The 21082-nt window shown below is 61.9% G+C and carries 16 protein-coding genes and 6 pseudogenes; 9 read left to right on the forward strand and 13 right to left on the reverse strand.

The window, feature by feature from the left end:
• The 5 genes from NX05_RS04015 to NX05_RS24120 all read right to left on the reverse strand — a co-directional run.
• On the reverse strand, positions 1–359 hold a 359-nt coding region (locus NX05_RS04015; protein WP_253956508.1), incomplete at its 3' end, for an NTP transferase domain-containing protein.
• Positions 356–1381: a diiron oxygenase gene (locus tag NX05_RS04020; RefSeq protein ID WP_249027770.1), complete on the reverse strand. Its 1026-nt coding sequence runs from the start codon at positions 1379–1381 to the stop codon at positions 356–358. The genes NX05_RS04020 and NX05_RS04015, both read right to left, overlap by 4 nt.
• An 8-nt stretch (positions 1382–1389) precedes the next feature.
• A complete protein-coding gene (gene aepY, locus NX05_RS04025) occupies positions 1390–2607 on the reverse strand; it encodes a phosphonopyruvate decarboxylase (protein WP_039437892.1) in 1218 nt (405 codons plus the stop codon).
• On the reverse strand, positions 2604–3569 hold the full coding sequence (gene aepX / locus NX05_RS04030) for a phosphoenolpyruvate mutase (protein ID WP_039437895.1): 966 nt from the start codon (positions 3567–3569) through the stop codon (positions 2604–2606). The genes aepY and aepX overlap by 4 nt, the downstream gene beginning before the upstream one ends.
• A 550-nt stretch (positions 3570–4119) precedes the next feature.
• Positions 4120–4269, reverse strand: coding sequence for a hypothetical protein (locus NX05_RS24120; protein ID WP_155282139.1), 150 nt, complete (start codon positions 4267–4269; stop codon positions 4120–4122).
• A gap of 279 nt (positions 4270–4548) precedes the next feature.
• On the opposite strand from NX05_RS24120, the gene NX05_RS24125 reads away from it, so the two are divergent.
• The gene (locus tag NX05_RS24125; protein WP_162231346.1) at positions 4549–4881 is read left to right on the forward strand and encodes a hypothetical protein; all 333 of its coding nucleotides are present in this window, start codon (positions 4549–4551) and stop codon (positions 4879–4881) included.
• A gap of 213 nt (positions 4882–5094) precedes the next feature.
• A pseudogene (locus tag NX05_RS25325) lies at positions 5095–5265 on the forward strand (integrase core domain-containing protein); the annotation flags it as partial.
• Here the strand turns inward: NX05_RS25325 and NX05_RS25155 are convergent.
• Together NX05_RS25155 and NX05_RS04050 are read right to left on the reverse strand one after the other, a co-directional pair.
• Positions 5260–6443 (reverse strand): annotated as a pseudogene (locus tag NX05_RS25155) (sigma-54-dependent Fis family transcriptional regulator); the annotation flags it as partial. The pseudogenes NX05_RS25325 and NX05_RS25155 overlap by 6 nt on opposite strands.
• 260 nt (positions 6444–6703) lie before the next feature.
• Entirely contained in the window at positions 6704–7636 is a 933-nt protein-coding gene (locus NX05_RS04050; protein WP_039431793.1) for a carbohydrate kinase family protein, read from the reverse strand.
• Positions 7637–7910: 274 nt separating this feature from the next.
• On the opposite strand from NX05_RS04050, the gene NX05_RS04055 reads away from it, so the two are divergent.
• From NX05_RS04055 to rodA, 5 genes are all read left to right on the forward strand, one after another.
• Positions 7911–8957, forward strand: a complete 1047-nt coding sequence (locus NX05_RS04055) for a rod shape-determining protein (RefSeq protein WP_010368259.1) — start codon at positions 7911–7913, stop codon at positions 8955–8957.
• A 172-nt stretch (positions 8958–9129) separates the two neighbouring features.
• Positions 9130–10476 (forward strand): rod shape-determining protein MreC, encoded by a 1347-nt coding sequence (mreC, locus tag NX05_RS04060; protein WP_039431791.1) that lies wholly within the window; start codon positions 9130–9132, stop codon positions 10474–10476.
• Positions 10473–10958, forward strand: coding sequence for a rod shape-determining protein MreD (gene mreD, locus NX05_RS04065; protein WP_010368256.1), 486 nt, complete (start codon positions 10473–10475; stop codon positions 10956–10958). The genes mreC and mreD overlap by 4 nt, the downstream gene beginning before the upstream one ends.
• A gap of 3 nt (positions 10959–10961) precedes the next feature.
• Positions 10962–13022, forward strand: a complete 2061-nt coding sequence (gene mrdA, locus NX05_RS04070) for a penicillin-binding protein 2 (RefSeq protein WP_039431789.1) — start codon at positions 10962–10964, stop codon at positions 13020–13022.
• A complete protein-coding gene (gene rodA / locus NX05_RS04075) occupies positions 13019–14137 on the forward strand; it encodes a rod shape-determining protein RodA (RefSeq protein WP_039431787.1) in 1119 nt (372 codons plus the stop codon). The genes mrdA and rodA overlap by 4 nt, the downstream gene beginning before the upstream one ends.
• On the opposite strand, the gene NX05_RS04080 is transcribed toward rodA, so the two are convergent.
• The 6 genes and pseudogenes from NX05_RS04080 to NX05_RS21755 all read right to left on the reverse strand — a co-directional run.
• Positions 14131–14322: a hypothetical protein gene (locus NX05_RS04080; RefSeq protein ID WP_039431786.1), complete on the reverse strand. Its 192-nt coding sequence runs from the start codon at positions 14320–14322 to the stop codon at positions 14131–14133. The genes rodA and NX05_RS04080 overlap by 7 nt on opposite strands.
• A 76-nt stretch (positions 14323–14398) precedes the next feature.
• Positions 14399–14782, reverse strand: a complete 384-nt coding sequence (locus tag NX05_RS04085) for a hypothetical protein (protein ID WP_230597667.1) — start codon at positions 14780–14782, stop codon at positions 14399–14401.
• Positions 14783–15003: 221 nt separating this feature from the next.
• Positions 15004–15960 (reverse strand): annotated as a pseudogene (locus NX05_RS21750) (IS1595 family transposase).
• A gap of 205 nt (positions 15961–16165) precedes the next feature.
• On the reverse strand, positions 16166–17863 hold the full coding sequence (locus tag NX05_RS04105; RefSeq protein WP_017118983.1) for a glycoside hydrolase family 6 protein: 1698 nt from the start codon (positions 17861–17863) through the stop codon (positions 16166–16168).
• A gap of 672 nt (positions 17864–18535) precedes the next feature.
• Positions 18536–18960 (reverse strand): annotated as a pseudogene (locus NX05_RS04115) (transposase); the annotation flags it as partial.
• Positions 18956–19210: pseudogene (locus NX05_RS21755) on the reverse strand (DDE-type integrase/transposase/recombinase); the annotation flags it as partial. The pseudogenes NX05_RS21755 and NX05_RS04115, both read right to left, overlap by 5 nt.
• Positions 19211–19243: 33 nt before the next feature.
• Between NX05_RS21755 and NX05_RS04120 the strand changes: the two are divergent.
• Positions 19244–19443 (forward strand): annotated as a pseudogene (locus tag NX05_RS04120) (integrase core domain-containing protein); the annotation flags it as partial.
• A 213-nt stretch (positions 19444–19656) separates the two neighbouring features.
• A complete protein-coding gene (locus tag NX05_RS04125) occupies positions 19657–21048 on the forward strand; it encodes a glycoside hydrolase family 28 protein (RefSeq protein WP_017118981.1) in 1392 nt (463 codons plus the stop codon).
• Positions 21049–21082: the final 34 nt, after the last annotated feature.

A 21082-nucleotide genomic window follows, 5' to 3' on the forward strand; every position in this document is an offset into this window, starting at 1 on the left:
TGTGCCTGTAACCCAGGCAACACCCCGCAAACGGCCGAAACCGGCAAAAAATCGGCGATTTGAGCGCCCTCAGCGCGGCGGATGCGGTTGCTTCGTTTTCCGGTCGCGTTGATCAGACCATCCTTAGTGTCCCCAAAGCCGGGATACAGGTGAGGCTGGACGTGCGGCGGCAGCACCCTGGCCACGTCGTCGCTGCGATAGCCAAGTATCACGTGGATGTCGTCGATGCCAAGCATTGAAAGCGCATCGATCTGATGCTGGATCAGATGCCTGTCTGCCAGTTTCAGCAGACACTTTGGCAGTTCGGTATGCGCTCTGAGTCGGCTGCCGGTGCCTGCGGCAAGGATGATCGCCCTCATGACAAGGCCTTCTCAGGGAGGCTGTCAAGCAAGCCCAGGCGCTCGCATTCGTCCTCAGGGAGGCTGTCAAGCAAGCCCAGACGCTCGCATTCGTCCTCAGGGAGGCGGTCAAGCAAGCCCAGACGCTCGCATTCGTCCTGAACATGCGCGCTGTCTAGGACACCGACCTTGCGTAGCGTGCCCATGCATGACCGTGACGCCTCGCGCAGGACCTGCGCGACTTGCTGCGGTGAATAGCAGTCGTTGATCACCTCATCGGCTTGCGCTTGGTCCAAGCCGATATCGTGCAACTGCCCCCGCACGGCCACCAGGTCGGTGTCGGTGAAGATTGCAATGAACGAGGGCAACAGCGGACCGATGCGTTGTTTGAGTCGCTCGCTCAACTGCGGCCAGGTCAGTGCAATGAAGCTCGTAAAGAAACGGTGGTGTCTACTTTCGTCCTCTGCATGGTCCTTCATGACTTGACGTACGGCATCGATCACCCGTGGGTCGCGCGGAATTTCGACCAGGTTCTTAGTGATCAGTGTTTCGGAAATCGAGCAGAAGAACAGAGGTAGCAACTCGGCTATGGACGAGTCGGCGCGCGCGAACTCACGTTGCAGGCGTTCATAGAAAGCAGGAGGCTTCGCCGATGTAGACGGGATTCCGGTCTGCGCCTGCACTAGGCGCGTAAGATCGGCGGTCAGTTTGCCGTGGTAGGAGTCGTCCACCAGAATGTTCCAGGCGTCGATGACCATGTCCGGCGGAAGTTCGAATCCGCTGTCGTTGCGCGCGATCCGATAGACCGCCGTGTTGACTACCTGATGCTCCAGCACCTGCGTGAACTCCAGGTTGCTGTACAGCGCCTGCGCCAACAACCAGTGCAAGGCGTCCGGACCCTGCGCCTGCACCAGGTGGTGGCGATGGCACGCCAGCAGTTCGGGTGTGAACAGCAAACCTTTTTGCCAGTCGTTGGCATCTGGTGCGTGCACCGGTAGCGGGCCGCGTACCTTCGCGTAGCGTGCCCATTCCTTGAATGGCATTGGATAGTTCATAACGCCGCCGATCTCTGGTTTGCGTTGGCGCGTGCGGCAGCTGGAAAGGCAGCTGCGTCGGAGGTGGGCACCCTGGGCTGCCGCAGATGTGCCGCAAATCGCCTGCAGACTTCGGAAGGCGAAACCGTGGGGCGCGCTAGCGGATGCATAGAGCCGGGGCGTGTACGCAGGTGGATGAAGTGCGGGCCGGCGCTGTGTAATGCGATATCCAACGCCTGTTTCAGCGCTATGTCGCCGTGGCAAGCGTACGTGGCCCGATAGCCGCAGGCTGCAGCGATGCTCGGGAAATCGATGTTTCCCGAATTGGTCGGCTGGCCTCCGGTACTGTCATGCACGCCATTGTCCAGCAGAACATGAATGAAGCTGGTCGGCTGATAGCGGCCGATGGTGGAAAGGTTGCCAAGCTTCATGAGCGCAGCGCCATCGCCATCGAGCACGACCACTGGATGATCGGTATTGAGGGCTGCTCCCAGGCCAAGCGCGCTGGCGCACCCCATCGACCCCACCAAGTAGAGATTGCGCGCATCGTCGCGTATACAAAAGAGTTCCCGCCCGGTCTTGCCCGTGGTCGCGATGATGGCGCTGTGATGCGGTGTCATGGAGGCCACGATGCGCAACGCGTCTTCCCTGCTTGGCAGCGGTGATTCGGGTCGTCCGAATTGGGACTGGGTCGCTGCCGGGAATCGGATCACTGCCTGCGCCAGCAACTTCTCGTCTTCGAGCACGTTGGGTTCCACGATCAGCGCGTATGGCAAACGCGTTTGCTGGATGCAGGCGTGGGCGGCCCGGAGCGTTGACTCGATCTGATCCGGCTCGGAGGGGAAACGTGCGTGCGGAATACGCAGCACATCGAGCATGCTTTGAGTGATCTCGCCCATCACAGCATGCTGAGGCTCGTCAGGAACACCGGGGGAGCCGCGCCAACTGCAGATCAACAAACAGGGGATCTGAAAGACATGGTTGAGCGAGGTCAATGGATTGACAGCGTTGCCCAAGCCCGAGTTCTGCAACATCACCACCGGTAGGCGCCCGGCAAGATAGGCCCCGGCCGCGATGCCGATTGCTTCGCCCTCGCTGGCTGCAGTGACGTGATGCACATTCGGGTCGCCCAAGACTCCATTGAGCAGCGGGGTCAGATAGGAGCAAGGCACGCTAGTATAGAAATCGAACCCCAGTCGCGATGCGGTCGCGACGAATTCTTTGCCGTTGATCATCGTGCAGCCCCTGCGTCGTAGCTGTTTTTAGCCAAGGCAACTTCCTTCTGCTTCTTCGGGAGATAGATGCTTTCGGCCTGTGTCAGTTCGTCCTGATCGACCAGGTCGAAGATCTCTTTTACCCGTGGAAGTTCCTTTTCGATTCCGCTGAGCGAACGCTCCCGGTGGATGGTCGCGCAGATCTTGCGCATGCTGGCCACTGATGCACGCAGGTTGTGGTTGGCCCAGATGATGCTGGCGATCTTTGCGTCGACGAAGGCTTGGGTCGGCACTGCGTAATACGTGGTCGGCACGATTACCAGGGGGCAACGGTCTTGCCAATGCTCGGCGAATTTGAGGATCTCCACCCCGTCGCTCTTCTTGGAGTGGATCAGAATCGCGTCGGCGCCAGCGGCGTGGTATTGCTCGGCTCTGCTCAATGCTTCAGTGAGTCCTCGGCCGGCAATTAGTGCCTCGACCCGCGCAACGACACAGAATGCGTCGTTGCTCTGGCTATCCTTGGCGGCCTTGATCTTGCCGGCGAACTCGGAAGGGTCCGCCAGTTCCTGATCATCGCCGATGAAGGAGTTTGTCTTGGGGAACATCTTGTCTTCTAGGCAGACTCCGGCAACGTTGCGTTGGCAGAGCTTTTGCACGAGCCTGCGCACGCTGTTGAAGTTGCCGTAGCCGGTATCTCCATCGAGCAAGATAGGCAGATCGGTGCTGTCGGTCATGAACTCGACCACTTCCAAGGTCTGCGTCCAGGAGGCTTCGTTGGCGTCGCGCACACCTAGGGAGGCCGAGATGGACAGGCCAGAGGCCCATATTCCCTCGAAGCCGGCCTCGGCGACGATGCGCGCAGACAGACCGTTATGGGCTTCCATCAGGAACGAGGTGTTCTGCCCGGTAAGCAGGCCGCGCAGCTTTGAAGCCAGGTATGCATCGCGATGACGCTCATCGATTTTTTGAGTAAAGGCGTTCAAGGGGTTCACTCCGTATATTTATTGGTTATCTTTGTTATACGCGGTCTGTGCATACGTGGCCGCGCCACTGAATGCAGTCGTGCTGTAAAGGAGTGCCGCTAAAATTATTTGGATATTTAAGGTGGCGCTGAATGATGGCGGTGCAATAGGTCATGCACATCCCGTTTATGAGTTCGATTACGATTTCTCGTAATGCTGAATTTTTGGTAAATAACTTAGTATTAAAAATGCATTGGCCTGGAAGTATTTCCGCGATTCATGCATTACATTTTGAGCGCGCACCGTTCGGCATGCACGATGCGAGCGCATCCATGTGGCGTGACTCATTCGCAGGCTCGTGAGCGCTATGCAGTGAGATGCATGAGGAGAGGCCCAGAGGCCTCGGGGCAACACAGGCTTGTCAGCGAAGCAGCGGCGTGAGGGGTGATTTCCTGCAGTGCCCGGCCACGCTCAAGCCTGCGATTGCCGAACTGCAAGACACACTAGGATGTGTGCCAGTGTCGAGCGTACATCGCGGTAGATGCAGCGAGACCGGGTTCTAGAAATATTTTCATGGGGATGATCCAAGCGCACCTGAAGTCGAGTGCATGTGGGGGGGGCTGACGTTAGCAGGGCTGATTGCACTTTCTAACTGCAGTTTTTTCGCAAGGCGGTCCATGCCGCTTTCAATCGCTCCGAGCACATTCAGATTATTGGTCATGGATGTGGTCGGTGAGTCATTGATAATCCTGCCGTCATGTAACTGTCAACAAAAAAAAAGCTGCATCAGGAAAGAATATCTCTATTGCTACGGTGGTCTTGTTTTTTTTTTGGGTACCTGGCTCAACTGAATTTCGACGCGCGTTGTTATTTGTCATTCGATGTCATGTTTTGCCGGTCAGTGTTACTGAAGTGTCATTGCCCTCCCCCGAGAAACCGGGTCAATGTAAAGGAGAGACTGCGCGCCGCACGGGCTCCGTGGATCACGAGGAATCAGGCGATGGCGCAGTCCCGTTTTACCGAGGAGCAGATTGCGTACGAGCGGCGTGCATTGCGGATCGCGGCAATGTCGCGGTCAGCGTTTTCGTACAAGACCGAGGCACGCGACTGCAGCGCCATTCGTCTGCGGATGCGAGAGATCACCCAAACGCGGATCCATTACGGCTGCGAGCGGGTGCTGGTGATGCTGCGACGGGAGCGCTGGCGCGACAAACACAAGCGCATGCATCGCATTTACAAGGAGGAAGGCTTGTCTTTAAGCATTGTCGGCCGCCGTCGCAGCAGCCGTCGAAGAAAGCCGATCAAAGTGGCGACAACGCCCAACACCCTGTAGGGATGGACTTTGTGAGTGACGCTTTGTTCGATGGTCGTCGCTTCCGCCTGCTGCCGGTACGGGGCCACTTTACGCATGAGTGCCTGGACATCGTCGTGGATCAATCCCTACGCTCTGACGATGTCGCCGCAGCCGTGGCACGCTTGGTTTTTCAACGAGGCAAGCCCGAAGCAATCAGGGTGGGATAACGGCAGTGAATTTGCCGGTAAGGTGATGGACCGCTGGGTATATGAGAACGGTGTGGAGCTGGACTTTTCCCCGCGTGGCACGCCGACGGACAACGCGGTGGTGGAAAGCTTCAACGGCCGGCTGCGGCACGAGTGTCTAAACGCGCATTGGTTCTTGTCGTTGGCCGATGCGCGGAACAAAATCGAGGCGTGGCGGAAGTTCTATAACGAGCAACGTCCCCACCGTGCACTGGCATGGAAAACCCCTGCGGAATTTGCCCGAGAACACGGGCCCCAAGCGAATCTGCAGGCGCCGAAGAAGGTCGAAATCTCTACTTGCTAATGGCCCTGCTATCGGGGGTGGGTCGCTGCCCAGCGGAGTCACGCTCTGCTCTTCGAGTACGCGCAGCAGTCGCGTCTGCAGCGGCGGCGGTATGTCGCCGATTTCGTCCAGGAACAAGGTGCCGCTGCTGGCCTGCAGCAGCTTGCCGTGGCGGCCTTCGCGCGCGGCATCGGTGAACGCGCCGCGTGCGTAGCCGAACAGTTCGCTCTCGATCAGCGCTTCGGGGATCGCCGCACAATTCACCGCCACGAACGGCCGTGCCGCCCATGGTGAACCGCGGTGCACTGCCTTGGCGAACTCCTCCTTGCCGGTGCCGGTGACGCCACACATCAGGATCGACACGCGATGCGCGACCAGCTTCAGCGCGTTGTCGAGGTTATGACGCATGCGCGGATCGGAGCCGACGTGTTCGCGTGGGTTGGCCTCGCCATTGTCGGCGTGGGTGGCAGGCGCGCCGCTAGTAACAACGCTGCGGCGCGGCGGCTGCGCCAGGGCGAAGAAGCGGCGTCCGTGGCAGGCACAGCGGATCGACCACAGCGTGCTGGCATCGTTGCGTGCACGCTGCTCCACGGTGTCGAAGTCCAGCTGCATGATCTGCGAGATGTCGCGACCGAGCAGCAGGCTGCGATCGCCCTTGCCGAGCTGTTCCAGCGCCGCTTCGTTGACGGCCAGCACGCAGTCGTCGGGGCCAATCGCCATCAGCGCCTCGTGCAGGCCGGCGAACTCCGGGCGGCTGTGGAAGCGCAGGATCCACCCATGCCGGTACTGCTACAGGAAATACGAACGCGCGATCTGCGCCGCCGACATGCGCACCAGCGCGCTGGTGTGGCGCTTGCGCAGCCCGCTGCCATCTGGACCATTGGCGAAGGGGGAGCATCCGGGTTCAGCCCATACTCGTCCAGGCAGCGCTGCCACGAGCGTGCCGACGCCGGCGGCAGCGGTTCGATCTGGCGGAAGCGGCGCATCCGCATCAGCAGCGCGGATTCCGCCTCGGCAGCGGAGGAGGGCCCAGCCGTGGCCTGCAGGAGGTTGGCGACAGTCACTTCCGACACGTGGCGCATCCTCGGTCCCCACCTGGGACCAGAGCGGCAGTGACGCATGAACCGGGGCGGGGCTCAAACCGCGGTGCAGCAAAAGCCGGGATTGGAGATTCGGGGTTGGGGATTGGGGATTGGCCAGAGCGGCTTGGCTGGGGTGGCTCCTTTTGCGCCTCGGCCAAACGAAAAAACCGCGCGATCGCGCGGTTCTGCGTGGCCTCAAAACGCCGGATTGCTGCTTTGCGACTCCCCAATCCCGACTCTCTAACCCAGGCTTACAGCGCGTAGCCGAACTGCTGCTTGAACTGGTCGTTGAACTCGGCGAAGTCGAAGCGCTGGTTCTGGGTGCCGGGGTGCTCCACCTTCAGTGCGCCCATCAGGTTGCCCATGCGGCCGATGGTGAGCCAGTCGTAGCCGCCCTGGATGCCGTAGATCAGGCCGGCGCGGAACGCGTCGCCGCAGCCGGTCGGGTCGACCACGCGGCGCTCGTGCGCCGGCGGAATGTCGTAGGTCTTTTCCGGCGTGTGCACCAGCGCGCCCTTCGGGCCCTGCGTGGTGATGTAGGCCTGCACACGCGAAACGATGTCCTTCTCGTCCCAGCTGGTGCGCTCCTGCAACAGGTTCGACTCGTAGTCGTTGACCACCACGTACTGGGCCTGTTCGATGAACTGGCGCAGCTCCGGGCCGTTGAACAGCGGCATTGCCTGGCCGGGGTCGAAGATGAAAGGGATGCCGGCGGCAGCGAACTCTTCCGCATTCTGGATCATGCCTTCGCGCCCGTCCGGGCCGACCAGGCCCAGGGTCACGCCCGGCACATCCTTCACGTGATTCTCGTAGCTGCGCATCATCGCGCCTGGATGGAAGGCGGTGATCTGGTTGTTGTCGTGGTCGGTGGTGATGAAGGCCTGCGGGGTGAACAGATCATCGATGATCTTTACCCGCGACAGATCAATGCCCAGCGTTTCGAAGTGTTCGCGATAGGGGCCGAAGTCCTGGCCCACGGTGCCCATCGGTATCGGCGCGCCACCCAGCAGATGCAGGTTGTAGGCGATGTTGCCGGCGCAACCGCCGAACTCGCGGCGCATGCGCGGCACCAGGAACGACACATTTAGAATGTGCACCTTGTCCGGCAGGATGTGGTTCTTGAACTGGTCCGGAAACACCATGATGGTGTCGTAGGCGAGGGAACCACAGATCAGTGCGGACATCGAGTCAGGCCTTTGCGTTAGGAAACCCGCCAATTGCCGGGCATGGCAGCGGGACGACGCGAGCGCCGCGGCGCAAAGGGTAACGGCTGCGACCGATCAGGGCCAGAACCGCATGCCATGCCCGGCGTGACCGGCACATGAAAACAGATGCGCATTCACCGTTTTTTCCTTGCCCGCACCGGGGGGGATTGCTAGGCTAGCCGACTTCGTTTTCTGCCCAAATTTTCGCCAGTCTGGCGATGGGCACGCGACTTACCCAGGAACGACTCCCTCGATGTTCAAGAAACTCCGCGGCATGTTCTCCAACGACCTGTCCATCGATTTGGGCACGGCCAATACGCTGATCTACGTGCGCGGACAGGGCATCGTGCTGAACGAGCCGTCGGTGGTTGCGGTGCGTCAGGACCGCGCAATCGGCGGCACACGCTCGGTGGCCGCAGTCGGCGCGGAGGCCAAGCAGATGCTCGGCCGTACCCCCGGCCACATCACCACGATTCGCCCGATGAAAGACGGCGTCATCGCCGACTTCACCTATACCGAGGCGATGCTGAAGCACTTCATCAAGAAGGTGCACAAGTCGCGCGTCCTGCGCCCCAGCCCGCGCGTGCTGGTGTGCGTTCCGGCAGGCTCCACGCAGGTCGAGCGCCGCGCCATCAAGGAATCTGCGGAAGAGGCCGGTGCGCGCGATGTGTATCTGATCGAAGAGCCGATGGCTGCTGCGATCGGCGCCGGCATGCCGGTGACCGAGGCGCGCGGCTCGATGGTCATCGACATCGGCGGTGGCACCACAGAAGTGGCGGTGATCTCGCTCAACGGCATCGTCTACTCGCAATCGGTGCGTGTGGGCGGCGACCGTTTCGACGAGTCGATCACCAACTACGTGCGCCGTAATCACGGCATGCTGATCGGCGAAGCTACGGCCGAGCGCATCAAGCTGCAGATCGGTTGCGCCTACCCGCAGGACGAGGTGCAGGAGATGGAAATCTCCGGCCGTAACCTTGCCGAGGGCGTGCCGAAGATGATCAAGATCAACTCCAACGAAGTGCTGGAAGCGTTGCACGAACCGTTGTCGGGCATTGTCTCGGCGGTGAAGCTGGCGCTGGAGCAGACCCCGCCGGAATTGTGTGCCGACGTCGCCGAGCGCGGCATCGTGCTCACCGGTGGCGGCGCGCTGCTGCGCGACCTGGACCGCCTGATCTCCGAAGAAACCGGCCTGCACGTGCAGGTGGCCGACGACCCGCTCACCTGCGTGGCCCGCGGCGGCGGCCGTGCGCTGGAACTGGTGGACATGCACGGCAATGAGTTCTTCGCGCCGGAGTAATGGAGCTGGGAATGGGGAATCGGGAATGGGGAATCATGAAAGCATTCCCCGCCTGCGGCCCTGAGCGGCTGCGACGCGATCCCGCCCCTGTGAGTTTTCGCCTCAATCGTCTCGGGGGCAGCCGACTGCTTCCCGATTCCCCATTCCCGATTCCCCATTCCCGGCCCTGAAAGTGCCCTCCTACGCCGGTCCCCCCGTCGCCTCCCGTCCGGGCGAAGTCACCTCCACGCTGCGCTTGCTGGTTTATCTGGTGCTGGCGGTTGTGCTGATCGCGCTCGATAGCCGCGGCAGTTGGCTGAGCCAGGTGCGCATGCAGGCCAATCTGCTGATCCAGCCGATCTGGGCCGTGGCCGGGCTACCGGGGCGGATCGGCTCGCAGGTGCGCGACAACGCTGCAACGCATGCGCAGTTGGTGGAAGAGACCCGGGATCTGCGCAATCAACTGCTGATCGCCAACGCGCGCCTGACCCGGTTGCAGACCGCTGCGCTGGACAATGCGCAGCTGCGCGAACTGCTCAACGTGGCCGAGCGCCGCGGCCTGGATGTGCAGCTGGCGCCGATCCTGAATATCGATCTGGACCCAACCAGGCAACGTTTGCTGCTGGATGCCGGCAGCCGCGACGGCGTGCTGCTGGGTCAGGCAGTGATCGATGCTGGCGGGCTGATGGGGCAGGTGATCGAAGTCACCCCGCTGCATTCCACCGTGCTGCTGCTCACCGACCCCGACCACGCCGTGCCGGTCAGCGTCGCGCGCAACGGCGTGCGGCTGATCGTCTACGGCCGCGGCGACCGCCTGGAACTACGCGACATCCCGCTGAGTGCCGGCGTACAGGTGGGCGACGAAATCGTCACCTCCGGCCTGGGCGGCCGCTTCCCGGCCGGCTTCCCGGTTGGCAAGGTCTCCGAGCTGCATCCCGACGACACCCACGCCTTTTTGGTCGGCGAACTGACCCCCGCCGCCAAGCTCGACCGCGGCCGCGATGTACTGCTGCTGCGCGCCGGCAAGCCATTACGGGTGGTGCCGGGAATGGGGAATGGGGAGTCGGGAATTGGCAACGGCAACGGCAATGTCGCGCCAGCCACCACTGCGCCAGCGAACATGCCGGTGACTGCAACCCCGCGCACGCCGGCGGGCGGCGCTTCTAATGCGGCGTTCGATCCGGCACGCCCGACGGCGGGCGCGGCATCGGGTGCCACAACCGCCACCAGTACCGGCGCCGCGCCGCGCGCCCAGTCCGCGCCGACACCAGCGACGCCTGGCGCACAGCCGGCGAGCGCACCAGCGTCCAGCGCACCAGCGTCCAGCCGCACCACCAGTCTGCCCGCTCGTCCGCCTGCATCGAACGAATCCAGCATCCAGCATCCCGATGCCCGCCCGGCGTCACCGCCGGGCACGCGGGCGGCGGTGAATGGGGAATCGAGAAACAGCAACGCCTCGCCAACGCAGAATACCGCTCCTAACCAATCCCAAATCCCGAATCCCAAATCCCGCCCGTCTTCGCAGGAGACGGACCAATGACCCGCATGCGCAACACCTGGATCCTGCCGGTGAGCATCTTCATTGCGCTGGTACTGGGTCTGCTGCCGTTGCCGATGGTGGTGCAGCCGCTGCGGCCGTACTGGCTGGCGCTGGTGCTGGCGTATTGGGTGATCGAGGAGCCGGATCGGGTCGGGCTGGGCCTGGCCTTCGTGGCTGGCGTGCTGGCCGACCTGCTGTATGGCGGGCTGCTCGGCGAGCAGGCGCTGCGGCTGGTGATCATGACCTTCATCCTGCAGCGCTTCCGCGCGCGCATGCGCTTTTTCCCGGTGTCGCAGCAGGCGCTGGCGATCGGCGGGCTGCTGCTCAACGACCGCATCGTGTCCTCGGCGGTGCATCTGGCCGTGGGCGAGCCAACCTTGCCGTGGAGCTACTGGTGGGCGCCGCTGCTGGGCATGGCGTTGTGGCCGCCGTTGTTTGTGGTGCTGGATGCGGTGCGGCTGGGCAAGCGGAGCAAGAAGTAAGCCATGCACGGGCGCCGTCATCCCAAGAATCCGCATGCGGAGGCCGAACAGTTCCGCCGCCGCGCGGTGCTGGGCTTTTTGATGGTGGTGATCTGCCTGGTCGGCCTGGGCGGTTGGTATTTCAGGCTGCAGGTGCTCGATCACGAGGTCTATGCCACGCGCTCGGAGGCCAACCGCATCAAGCCCAAGCCGGTGGTGCCCGGGCGCGGCATGATCTACGACCGCTCCGGCCGGCTGCTGGCCGAAAACGTGCCGGCCTTCCGTCTGGACGTGACCCCCGACAAGGTCACCGACATGAACGCGATGCTGGACGCGCTCGGCAAGGTGATCCCGATCTCGCCGGAGGATCTGGAGCGATTCAACCGCGAGCGGCGTGCACGGCGCAGCTTCCTGCCGGTGACGCTCAAGCTGCGCATGAGCGATGAAGAGATGGCGCGGTTTGCGGTGGAGCGCTGGCGTTTCCCCGGCGTGGAGCTGGAGCCGTATCTGACCCGGCGCTATCCGTATGGCCCATTGTTCGCGCACATCATTGGTTATGTCGGCCGGATCGACGAAAAAGACCTGGCGGTGTTGGGTGAGGGCAATGCCGCGCTCACCCACATGGGCAAATCCGGGCTGGAGCGCTACTACGAGCAGGATCTGCGCGGGCAGGTCGGTTACGAGCAGGTCGAAACCAATGTGCAGGGGCGGGCGATCCGCACCGTTGGCCGGGTCGCGCCGCAATCGGGTGCGGACCTGCGCCTGTCGGTAGACGCAGATCTACAGCGCGCCATGGTGGCCGCGTTCGGCGAGCACGAAGGCGCGGCAATCGCGATGGACCCGCGCACCGGCGAGATCCTGGGCATGGTCAGCCTGCCCAGCTACGACCCCAATCTGTTCGTCAACGGCATCTCGCATACCGATTTCAAGATGCTCAACGACAACCCGTCGCGGCCGCAGTTCAATCGCCTGGTATTGGGCGGTGTCGCGCCGGGCTCCACGCTCAAGCCGTTGATCGCGCTGGCCGGCCTGGACAGCGGCCTGCGCCGGCCCGAAGACCGGGTGCTGTCCACCGGCATGTTCTACCTGCCTGGCGTGAGCCGCGGTTGGGGCGATTCGCACCGTGGCGGGCATGGCTGGACCGATCTGCGCAAATCCATCGCCCAGTCGGTCAATACCTATTACTACCGCCTGGCGGTGGACATGGGTATCGAGCGCTTCGACCACTACCTGGGCGAATACGGCTTCGGCCAGCCCACCGGGGTGGATCTGCTGGGCGAAATCGGCGGCATCCTGCCATCACCGGCCTACAAGTACAAAACCCGCAAGGAGCGCTGGTATCCCGGCGACACGGTCAACATTGCGATTGGTCAGGGTGACTGGAAGGTGACACCGCTGCAGCTGGTGCGCGGCGTCTCGGCCATCGCCAGTGGCCTGCTGCTGCGCCCGCATCTGGTACTGGAAGAACGCACCGGCTTCGATCACCCGTGGGAGCCGATGATCCAGCCGCCGGGCAAGCCGATCAGCCCGAATCCGGCGCATTTGCAGGTGGTGCGCGAAGGCATGATGGACACCATGCGGCCCGGCGGCACCGGCTATGCCATCACCCCTGGTGCGCCGTACCAGATGGCCGGCAAGACCGGTACCGCGCAGGTGGTCAGCCGCAAGGGCGTGGCGGCGGTGGACCCACGCAGCCTGCCGTTGCACCTGCGCCACCGCGGCTTGTTCGTCGGCTTCGCGCCGGCCGATAACCCGGTCATCGCAGTGGCGGTGGCGGTGGAAGGCGGCGGCTTCGGCACCAGCTCGGCGGCGCCGATTGCACGCAAAATTTTCGATGCCTGGCTGCTGGGCAAGATGCCCGCCGGCCTGGAGCCATTGGACAGCGAGCTCGGCATGACCGCGGTGGGTGTCAATCAGTTTGAAGCCGGCGTCAGCGACGCGCGCGCTGCCGGCGACGCGGCCGCTGCCACCTTGGACGAGTTGCCGGTGGTGATCGGCCAGACCGCTGTTGCGCTGGACCCCAACACACCCGCGCAGCCGGTGGTGCCGGATGTGCCGGACGCGGTGCAGGAGACCGACCATTGAGCGACATTCTGCGTTGGCTGGTGGACATGGCTGCGCGCTTTACGCGCACCCTGGACTGGCTGCTGTGTCTGGCGCTTGGCGGGCTGATGGTCATCGGCCTGTCAGTGCTCAAGAGCGCGGGCGGCACTGCCAACGGCGAGCACCTGATGCTGGCGCAAGGCATCCGTTTCATCATCGGCATGGCGGCGATGTGGGGCATTTCGCGTATGTCGGTGCTGCGTCTGCGCGCCTGGACACCATGGGTGTATGGCTTATCGATGCTGCCGCTGCTGGCGGTGTTCGCGCTAGGCACCGGTAAATACGGCCGGCAGTGGCTGGATCTGAAAGTGTTCTACCTGCAGCCGGCCGAACTTCTCAAGATCAGCTTGCCGATGATGGCGGCCTGGTATCTGCACCGCATGCCGCTGCCGCCGCGCATTTCCACCGTGCTGGTGACCGGCGTGATTATCGGCGTGCCCACCGCACTGATCATGTTGCAGCCGGACTTCGGCACCGGTGTGTTGATTGCTGCCAGCGGCGTGTTCGTGCTGCTGCTGGCCGGCCTGCCGTGGTGGTGGGTGGCCGTCGGCGTGGGTGGCGTGTCTGCGGCTGCGCCGGTGGCATGGTTCTGGTTGCTGCGGCCGTACCAGAAGGACCGCATCATGATGTTCCTCAACCCCGAGAACGATGCGCTTGGCGCGGGCTGGAACATCATCCAGTCCAAGATCGCGATTGGCTCGGGCGGGTTGAACGGCAAGGGCTGGGGTCTGGGCTCGCAATCGCACCTAAACTTCATTCCCGAACAGACCACCGACTTTGCGTTTTCGGTGCTCAGCGAAGAATTCGGCTGGATCGGCGTCGCCACCGTGCTGACCCTGTACCTGATCGTCATCGGCCGCTGCCTGTGGATCGCCTCGCAGGCGCGCGACACCTATTCGCGCTTGATTGCCGGCGCCACCGGCCTGGCGTTCTTCGTCTACGTACTGGTCAACGGCGGCATGATTTCTGGCTTGCTACCGGTGGTGGGCGTGCCGATGCCGCTGATGAGTTACGGCGGCACCTCGGCGGTGTCGCTGCTGGCCGGCCTTGGATTGGTCATGGCAGTAAAGTCGCATCGCCCGGTGCACGGTTACTGAGCCGTCCCAGACGTATGCAGTTCAAGCACCGATGTGCGCTGCGACTGAAATAAGGCGCTCGAACATGTCCACGCGATCGCGCCGAGCCAGGCAATCAGACGCGCCACGACTTCGTCCATTCCCGCATTGTCCAGCAGCCACTTTCCGCCAGCGCCGGGATCGCACGGCAGGCCCGTCTTGCGCATTGTCCTTTTTGCTGGCAACGCGGCAGCCCGTGGCAGGAAGGGCTGCCGCGGGTGTCAGTGGCTGAGCGTTGCAGCCTTATTGGGTAACCTGGATGGTGCCGTTAACGTCGATAAAGACTTGATACCCGTTGCCGACTGTAAAAATCGGCTGATTCAGGGTTTTCAGCGCAGTGCCGAGTCTGCAGTCGGTCGTGCTGAATCCACCCACTTGAAATGTGGAGCCGGCAAGAACCGAGGCAAGGGTTGTGGACTTGCCATTCGAAGGTACCTGAGTGCAGATCCATCCGCTGCGAACGTTGACGTTCTGTACGAGAATTGCTTTCACGCCAGCGTTTTTATTTGTCGCAAAAATGGGAATGGGCCGCTGGGCGCTGGCCGTCGTGGCGACTCCGGCTGTCAATGCGAGCACGGCACAAAAAGCAGCTTTCCTGAAATTACGCGCGTTCGAATATATGGTCATTTAAATTTAATTTCGGTTGGAGGAGCGCGGCCTGTCGCAGGCTGCGGGGGGAGGTATTACGAATGGTGCTTTTAATTCTTGCCTGAGCGTAGCGCTTCTGTCCAGAGTGAAGTTAAGGGCTAAGACGGGATTGCGGAGAAACTCATGAAAGTGTATTGGTCGGATGGGGTTGTATATAAATGTGATTTTTATCTAATGTAATTTCTGATTATCTCTGAATCTCAGCCATGATAATTGCTCGCCATGCGCAGAACCGGCTCTGGACAGGGCTTGCAACGCATCATCGCTGTAACGCGTCGTGGCAGCATCTCGGGCAGGCGGAATCTGCGATTGAAACGGTAGGCCGCTTCGGCGAGACAACGTCTTGCATATTTGCCTTGTGCGATGACGTGATAGACGCCGCTGATGGCGCGTTTTAGGTTGCCCAGCACAACGTTGACCCAGCGGGCACCAGCAGCTTCTGTCGTAGCGCGCCCACCACCGGTGTCCAGCGGGTGTGCGCGTGGCCGGCCTCTTCCAGGCGGTGGAAGCAGGCCAACCCGTCGGTATACACCTCGCATTCGGGTGCCAGGCGGCGCACAGTCCAGTCCGTGAGCGAGGCATTGTCGAAGCTGCGCACCGGCTCGATCACCACAAAGCTCGGCGCGGTGAAAGTGGTATCGGTCTGCACTGCAATCAGCAACGGCGCCTGTTCTCCGATCCGCGCCCAGCCCTGCCGCCATTGGGCTCACCGCCAAGGGAGGCATCGTCGATCTGTACGAGCCCGGACAGTCGACGCGTAGCTTCTCGCTCGGCCATGACCTGCATGATCTTGTGCTTCATCCGCCAAGCACTCTTGTCGTTGATGTCCAGATGACGCATCAGCTCCAGCGCGGGCATGTGGTCTTGGTCGAGGTCAACAGGTGCAAGGCCAGCACCAGGTACGCAGTGGCAGCTTGGTGCCTTGGAACATCGTATCCGCGATCAGGCTGGTCTGATGCCGGCACGTGCTGCATTGATAGTAGCTGGCGCCAGCACGCTTGAAGCGCGAGCGCGCCGTCCAGCGCAGCAAGGGCAGCGAACTGCCTGCGGCCACCGCCAACGATGCAGAGCGCGGTAGCACTTGGCTTCGGTGCCGTAGGACGAAAAAACTCCGGCATCGACAATCCGGCCTGGAACTGCACGGCATCGATGTTCATCGGGCCACCTCGTCGGCTTCAGGTGAACAGCATCTCCCCAGCCCGGCGCAGATCTTGCGACTGCTGGCTGAGAGCCAGGCGAATCGGGATAAGGTTTAAGATGGCGGCCGCGAGGGCCGCCATCGTGGTTGCATCGATCATCCGGCGCCCGCAAGAAGGGAGAGCCGAATCGCCTACACCGCGAAGCAGAGAAGCGGTGGCTGTATCACCGATGCGGCGTCGCGCTCACAGTGATCGAGGCCGCACCTGTCCCCGAGGCATCGTCAGCCGTGACCTTGTAGTAATACGTAGTGCCGTTGGTGAGCGCCTGGTCAACATATGAAGGCGAGGTCAGGCCCGATGCGACGGTGATCGGAGCACCGCCTTCATTGGCTCGTTGCACGCTGTAGGTGGTGGCACCGGGAACGGACGACCAGCTGAGCCTGACCCTGCCATCTGCCCCAGTGGCGGTCAGCCCCTTTGTCGCCGCCGGTCGACCGGCGGTCGCCGTGCCTGTCGAGGCCGACTGCAGTGCAGTTTTGGTCTGGGTGCCGATGACAGGATAGGCATTGGTGACCAACTGAACGAACTGGGTGTGGAACCAACTACCAGCGATCGGCGCATTCGGCAAGGCACCTGTCAGCGTGCCATCCGGTGTCGTATACGTAGAGTCGCAGTATTTGTCGAAGCCCTTGTTCTGTTTGTTAGGGATGTACTTGCTGGATCCGTCGGATTCGCCCGGTCCTTTGCCCACCACATAGGCGTGGATATGCCCACCGGGGGCGGTGGTTGGCGGCATGCCGATGCCTGCGCCGGCCTGATTGCACCAATTGCCTTGATGGAGACGCTTGTCCACGCGTCCCGAGTCCACGTATGTATTGACGTCATTGCCGCTGGCAGAGGTGGGACGCCCCTTGCCGCCCCAGCCATTGCGACCGGTATCGATCAAGAAGCCGATCTTGCTGGGCCAGCCCGCGGCGACGAAGCCGTTGTACAGCGCTTCGGCGTACGTCGATTCGTCGAAGAACCTGTTCCACTGATAGAATTTGGCCGAGCGAATGGGTTGGCCGCCGACCGTCAGGTCCGGATTGGGGAGGTTGGGCTCAACCAGCGGCGTGTAGTTGGCGGTATTGGTTATGAAGCCGTCTGCGCTGGCGAGACCGGCAATCGTGCCCTGGACGACCCGGGTGTACAGCGAAATTGCCGGGCCACGGTTGCTGTCCCATCCCAGCCAGCCGGAATGGCCGATATCCATGTAGTTGTAGACATTGGGGATGGCATGGAGCTTGTCTAGTGCGTACTTGACGCCTTCCTCATAGATGCCGGTGGAAGCCGCTTGGCCGCAGGCGGGAGTACTCTGATTGGTGACAAGATTCGGCAGGCTGTCCGGCTCGATAATGTTGACGATCCGAAGATCCTTGTATTTCGGATTGGCCAGCGTCGCTGCGATCACGTCGATGTATTCCGTCTTGTAGCGCTGCAAGCCGGCTGGGGTCAGAGCCAGCTCGCCATTGGAGGCCAGCGCATGGCAGTCGCGTCCCGGCATGTCATAGATGACCAAGCCAACCGTAATCGGCGTATTTGCCTTCTTCTGCGCCAAGGCCGCATTTAGGTGCCCTTGCAGACTGAGACGGCCCGCATTTCGCGATCCGCCATAGATCGCATCGATCGAGTCGAGCCAGACCGAGGTCGGATAGGACTTGACGACTCGCATCTTGGCTTTCAAGTCGGCATCCTTGACTTTGGCGATCGAAGAGTCGACTTCCTTCGCATAATCAGGATTGGCATAACCGGTCGCACCGATAAACGGGTTGTCGACATGCGTTTGTGCGTATGCGGCGATGGGAATGAGCAGCGCGCTTGTCAGGAGCGAAACAGTGATCTTGTATGCGCCGCAGGGCCGGAGACTTTTCGGAAGTGACATTAAATTCTGCCTGGAAAGGGGGAAGTGAGGCTACCGAATAACGAGATGCAGAGATGTCGCGTGATTAGCTGTGCTGGTGGTTCCTTATAAAGCGATGCCTATGTCAGGCGGGTAATGCACGGGCGCAATCGACTTAACCTCAAACGCACTCGTGCATCGGCTAGCCCGCGCCGATGCAATCAGCGCAGGAGAGGGAGCGACATGCCGCAGTCAAGCGGATTGCCGGGTTCGTACATCGGTGTGCGCACTGCGCCAATTCCGCACGCCTGCGCGCACCCAATGCTGCAGGCAACGCGCAATTGGCAATCGCGCGCCGCGCAGTTGCGGCCAATAACCATAGCCCTCCAACAGCAAGCCGCACCCATCAATAGCCAGCACGTCGATCAACAACTCGGCAGGCTTTGCGGCAGTGTCCAGTGGAAAGGCGTGGATGATTGTCCACCGATGCAGTGGGCGTAGCAGACCATCATCGACAGATGCAAATCCGTGAACAGCCTCGAATATCGAGCTCTACCGCAACGCAAATTTCGGAACTGTGGACCATCGCACTCAACATTAGGGAGGTCTGAACAACGAGGCCTGGGATGGCGAGATGTCGCATCGTTCCGAAGAGTGGCGTCTGGATCTTCGGAATTTCACCATCTCTGGCGCTTTCCGCGGGAATTCCCCGGTTTACAGACGCACGCTCCCCATAGCCGGCAGCAACTGCTTTGGCTTCATCCACAGATTGGAGAGCGCACACAAGGTCAGCACGTTCGCCGTGTTTTTGGCCAAGCCGCGATAGCGGGCCGTGGTGTAACCGAACTGGCGCTTGATCACCCGGAAGGGATGCTCCACCTTCGCGCGCACGCTGGCCTTGAAGTGCTCCCAACGTTGTTCCCGGGCACGCTCGCGGTTGTTGCCGATGGCTTGGATCGTCGAGGGCCTGGCGGCGATGAAGAATGCAGCTTCGCAGTCCTTCAGTCTTCGCGTTTGTCTGCACCGGTGTCGCCGCTGTCGCCGAACACGCTGTCTTCTTTGCCATGCAGCAACGTGTGCATCACCATGACATCGGCGACATTGGCCGCTGTGCAATGGACGTGGTGCACCAGCCCGGAAGCTGCCATTGAACGATTCGATGAACGGGTTGTCGGTCGGTTTGCCGGGCCGGGAATAATCCATGGTCACGCCGTTGTCGTAGGCCCATCGATCCATCACCATCGAGATGAACTCGCTGCCATTGTCGGTCTGGATGCGCTGCGGCAGGATGCGTTGGTGGCGTAAGCGTTCCATCACTGCCACGACGTCTTCTCCTTTGAGGTTCTGATCCACTTCGATGGCCAGACATTCCTTGGTGACGTTGTCCAACTTCCATGGCTGAGGAATGGGGCTAATCAGTAAGAGTTTTGCGGCAAAGCGATGGTGGCCTGGACGCATGCGCGTGGCGTGCAGTTACGGCTGATCCAACCGGGCAAGCCAAATCAGAACACCCACGTCGAATCGTTCAATGGCCGGTTACGCGATGAATGCCTCAACGAGCACTGGTTCCCGACACTGCTGCATGCGCGTACCGAGAGCGCTGGCGACGCGAATACAACGATGTCAATCACACACAGCTCTGCGAACTGCATTGCAACGACGACATAGTGGCGCAACGCTGCTTCGTTCTTGCGGCGTCCGTTTCGCTCGCTTTGCACGCATGCGGGCAGTGCTTCGTAGAGTCGCCTCGGCGCTATCGCAACGGCGCTATCGCAACGGCGCTGTCGTTGCATCGCTCCAGCAGCATGCGCCATTCCTCTTCGGTGAGTTCTTTCATGAAACTGCTAACCGCCGCGATCGGCGGTGCTTGCCTCACGCTGGCTGCGCAGGCCAGTGCCGTGACGTTCGCCACCGGCGATGCGCGCGCTGTCGCGGAACCTGCGGTTCCCACCCTCTGTCAGCCCGCGTTGAAGGCCAGCCAGACGCCGGACGGGCGCTTGTTCGAGGCGGCGCTGGAAAGCGCGCCGCCCGATACCAGAACCATCCAGGCGGCGCTCACTGCGTGCAAGAACGGCGCAGTGTTGCTCACCAGCGGCAGCGGCAATGCCTTCCTGACCGGGCCGCTGACGATTCCCGCTGGCGTCACCCTGGTCGTCGATCAGGGCGTCACCGTGTACGGCTCGCGCAACCCGGCCGATTACGGCAGCGGCTGCGGCACCGCCGGTTCCAAGAGCGGCAGTTGCCTGCCGTTGATCGGCATCAAAGGTGCGAATGCGGGCGTGATGGGTATGCGCACCGGCGGGCGCCAGGGCACCATCAACGGGCGCGGCGACCTGGCCATGCTCGGCAAGAGCGCCACCTGGTGGGAATTCGGCGAAAACGCCAAGAACGCAGGCCAAGTGCAGAACAGCCCCGACCTGATCAAGGTGCAGAACGCCACGGCATTCACGCTCTACAACATCAACCTGATCAATGCGGCGTACTTCCATTTCTTCGCGCATATCGTCGACGGCCTGACCATTTGGGGCGTGCGTGTGAAGTCGCCGGCGACCAGTCCCAATACCGACGCTCTGGACCTGGACAGCGTGCTTAATGCCACCATCCAGGACAGCGACGTGATGAGCGGCGATGATGGCGTGGCAATCAAGACCATTGCTTCCAGGTCGGCCAACATCAGCGTGCTGAATTCGCGCTTCTATGGCACCCATGGCATCTCGATCGGTAGCGAATTGATGTTAGGTGTCAGCAACGTGCTGGTCGACAACAACCTCATCGTCTCCACCGATGACGACGGCAATCGCAGCACCGACAACAATGGCCTGCGCATCAAGACCAGCCTGGCCAAGGGAGGTGCGGTCGACCTGGTGACCTACCGCAACACCTGCCTTTACGGAGTGAGCAACCCGCTGGTGATCAATCCGTTCTACGGCAGCGCCCGCAGCGGCAGCGTCCCGACCTTCCGCAGGATCGTGGTCGATGGCTTGCGTAGCGTCGACGGGCGCGGCGGCAAGGGATGGGTCCTGCAGGGCGCCGATGCGAGCGCTCCACTCGATCTGGTGCTGGCGAACGTGGCGTCCGACAACCTTGGCAATACCACCAGCAATGCGGCGATCGGCCTGAGCAATAGCGCGTTGACGCCGAGCGGCAGCGGCGTGGTGACCACCGCAGTCCAGCTCGACGGTGCGGTGCCTGCCTGCCCGGGCGCTTCGCAGTTTCCCGCTCTATGAGCGGGGCGAGGCGACCTTTGCCGGTCGCCTCGCT

Origin of the sequence: Xanthomonas vasicola (genome assembly GCF_000772705.2) — a bacterium.
Taxonomy (GTDB): Bacteria; Pseudomonadota; Gammaproteobacteria; order Xanthomonadales; family Xanthomonadaceae; genus Xanthomonas; species Xanthomonas vasicola.

Excerpts from the sequence above, each read along its gene's own strand:
- NX05_RS04020 (WP_249027770.1), bottom strand. The coding sequence starts at position 1,381 with ATGCCATTCAAGGAATGGGCACGCTACGCGAAGGTACGCGGCCCGCTA.
- aepY (WP_039437892.1), bottom strand. The coding sequence starts at position 2,607 with ATGATCAACGGCAAAGAATTCGTCGCGACCGCATCGCGACTGGGGTTC.
- NX05_RS24120 (WP_155282139.1), bottom strand. The coding sequence starts at position 4,269 with ATGACCAATAATCTGAATGTGCTCGGAGCGATTGAAAGCGGCATGGAC.
- NX05_RS24125 (WP_162231346.1), top strand. The coding sequence starts at position 4,549 with ATGGCGCAGTCCCGTTTTACCGAGGAGCAGATTGCGTACGAGCGGCGT.
- NX05_RS04050 (WP_039431793.1), bottom strand. The coding sequence starts at position 7,636 with ATGTCCGCACTGATCTGTGGTTCCCTCGCCTACGACACCATCATGGTG.
- NX05_RS04055 (WP_010368259.1), top strand. The coding sequence starts at position 7,911 with ATGTTCAAGAAACTCCGCGGCATGTTCTCCAACGACCTGTCCATCGAT.
- mreD (WP_010368256.1), top strand. The coding sequence starts at position 10,473 with ATGACCCGCATGCGCAACACCTGGATCCTGCCGGTGAGCATCTTCATT.
- mrdA (WP_039431789.1), top strand. The coding sequence starts at position 10,962 with ATGCACGGGCGCCGTCATCCCAAGAATCCGCATGCGGAGGCCGAACAG.
- NX05_RS04080 (WP_039431786.1), bottom strand. The coding sequence starts at position 14,322 with ATGCGCAAGACGGGCCTGCCGTGCGATCCCGGCGCTGGCGGAAAGTGG.
- NX05_RS04085 (WP_230597667.1), bottom strand. The coding sequence starts at position 14,782 with ATGACCATATATTCGAACGCGCGTAATTTCAGGAAAGCTGCTTTTTGT.
- NX05_RS04105 (WP_017118983.1), bottom strand. The coding sequence starts at position 17,863 with ATGTCACTTCCGAAAAGTCTCCGGCCCTGCGGCGCATACAAGATCACT.
- NX05_RS04125 (WP_017118981.1), top strand. The coding sequence starts at position 19,657 with ATGAAACTGCTAACCGCCGCGATCGGCGGTGCTTGCCTCACGCTGGCT.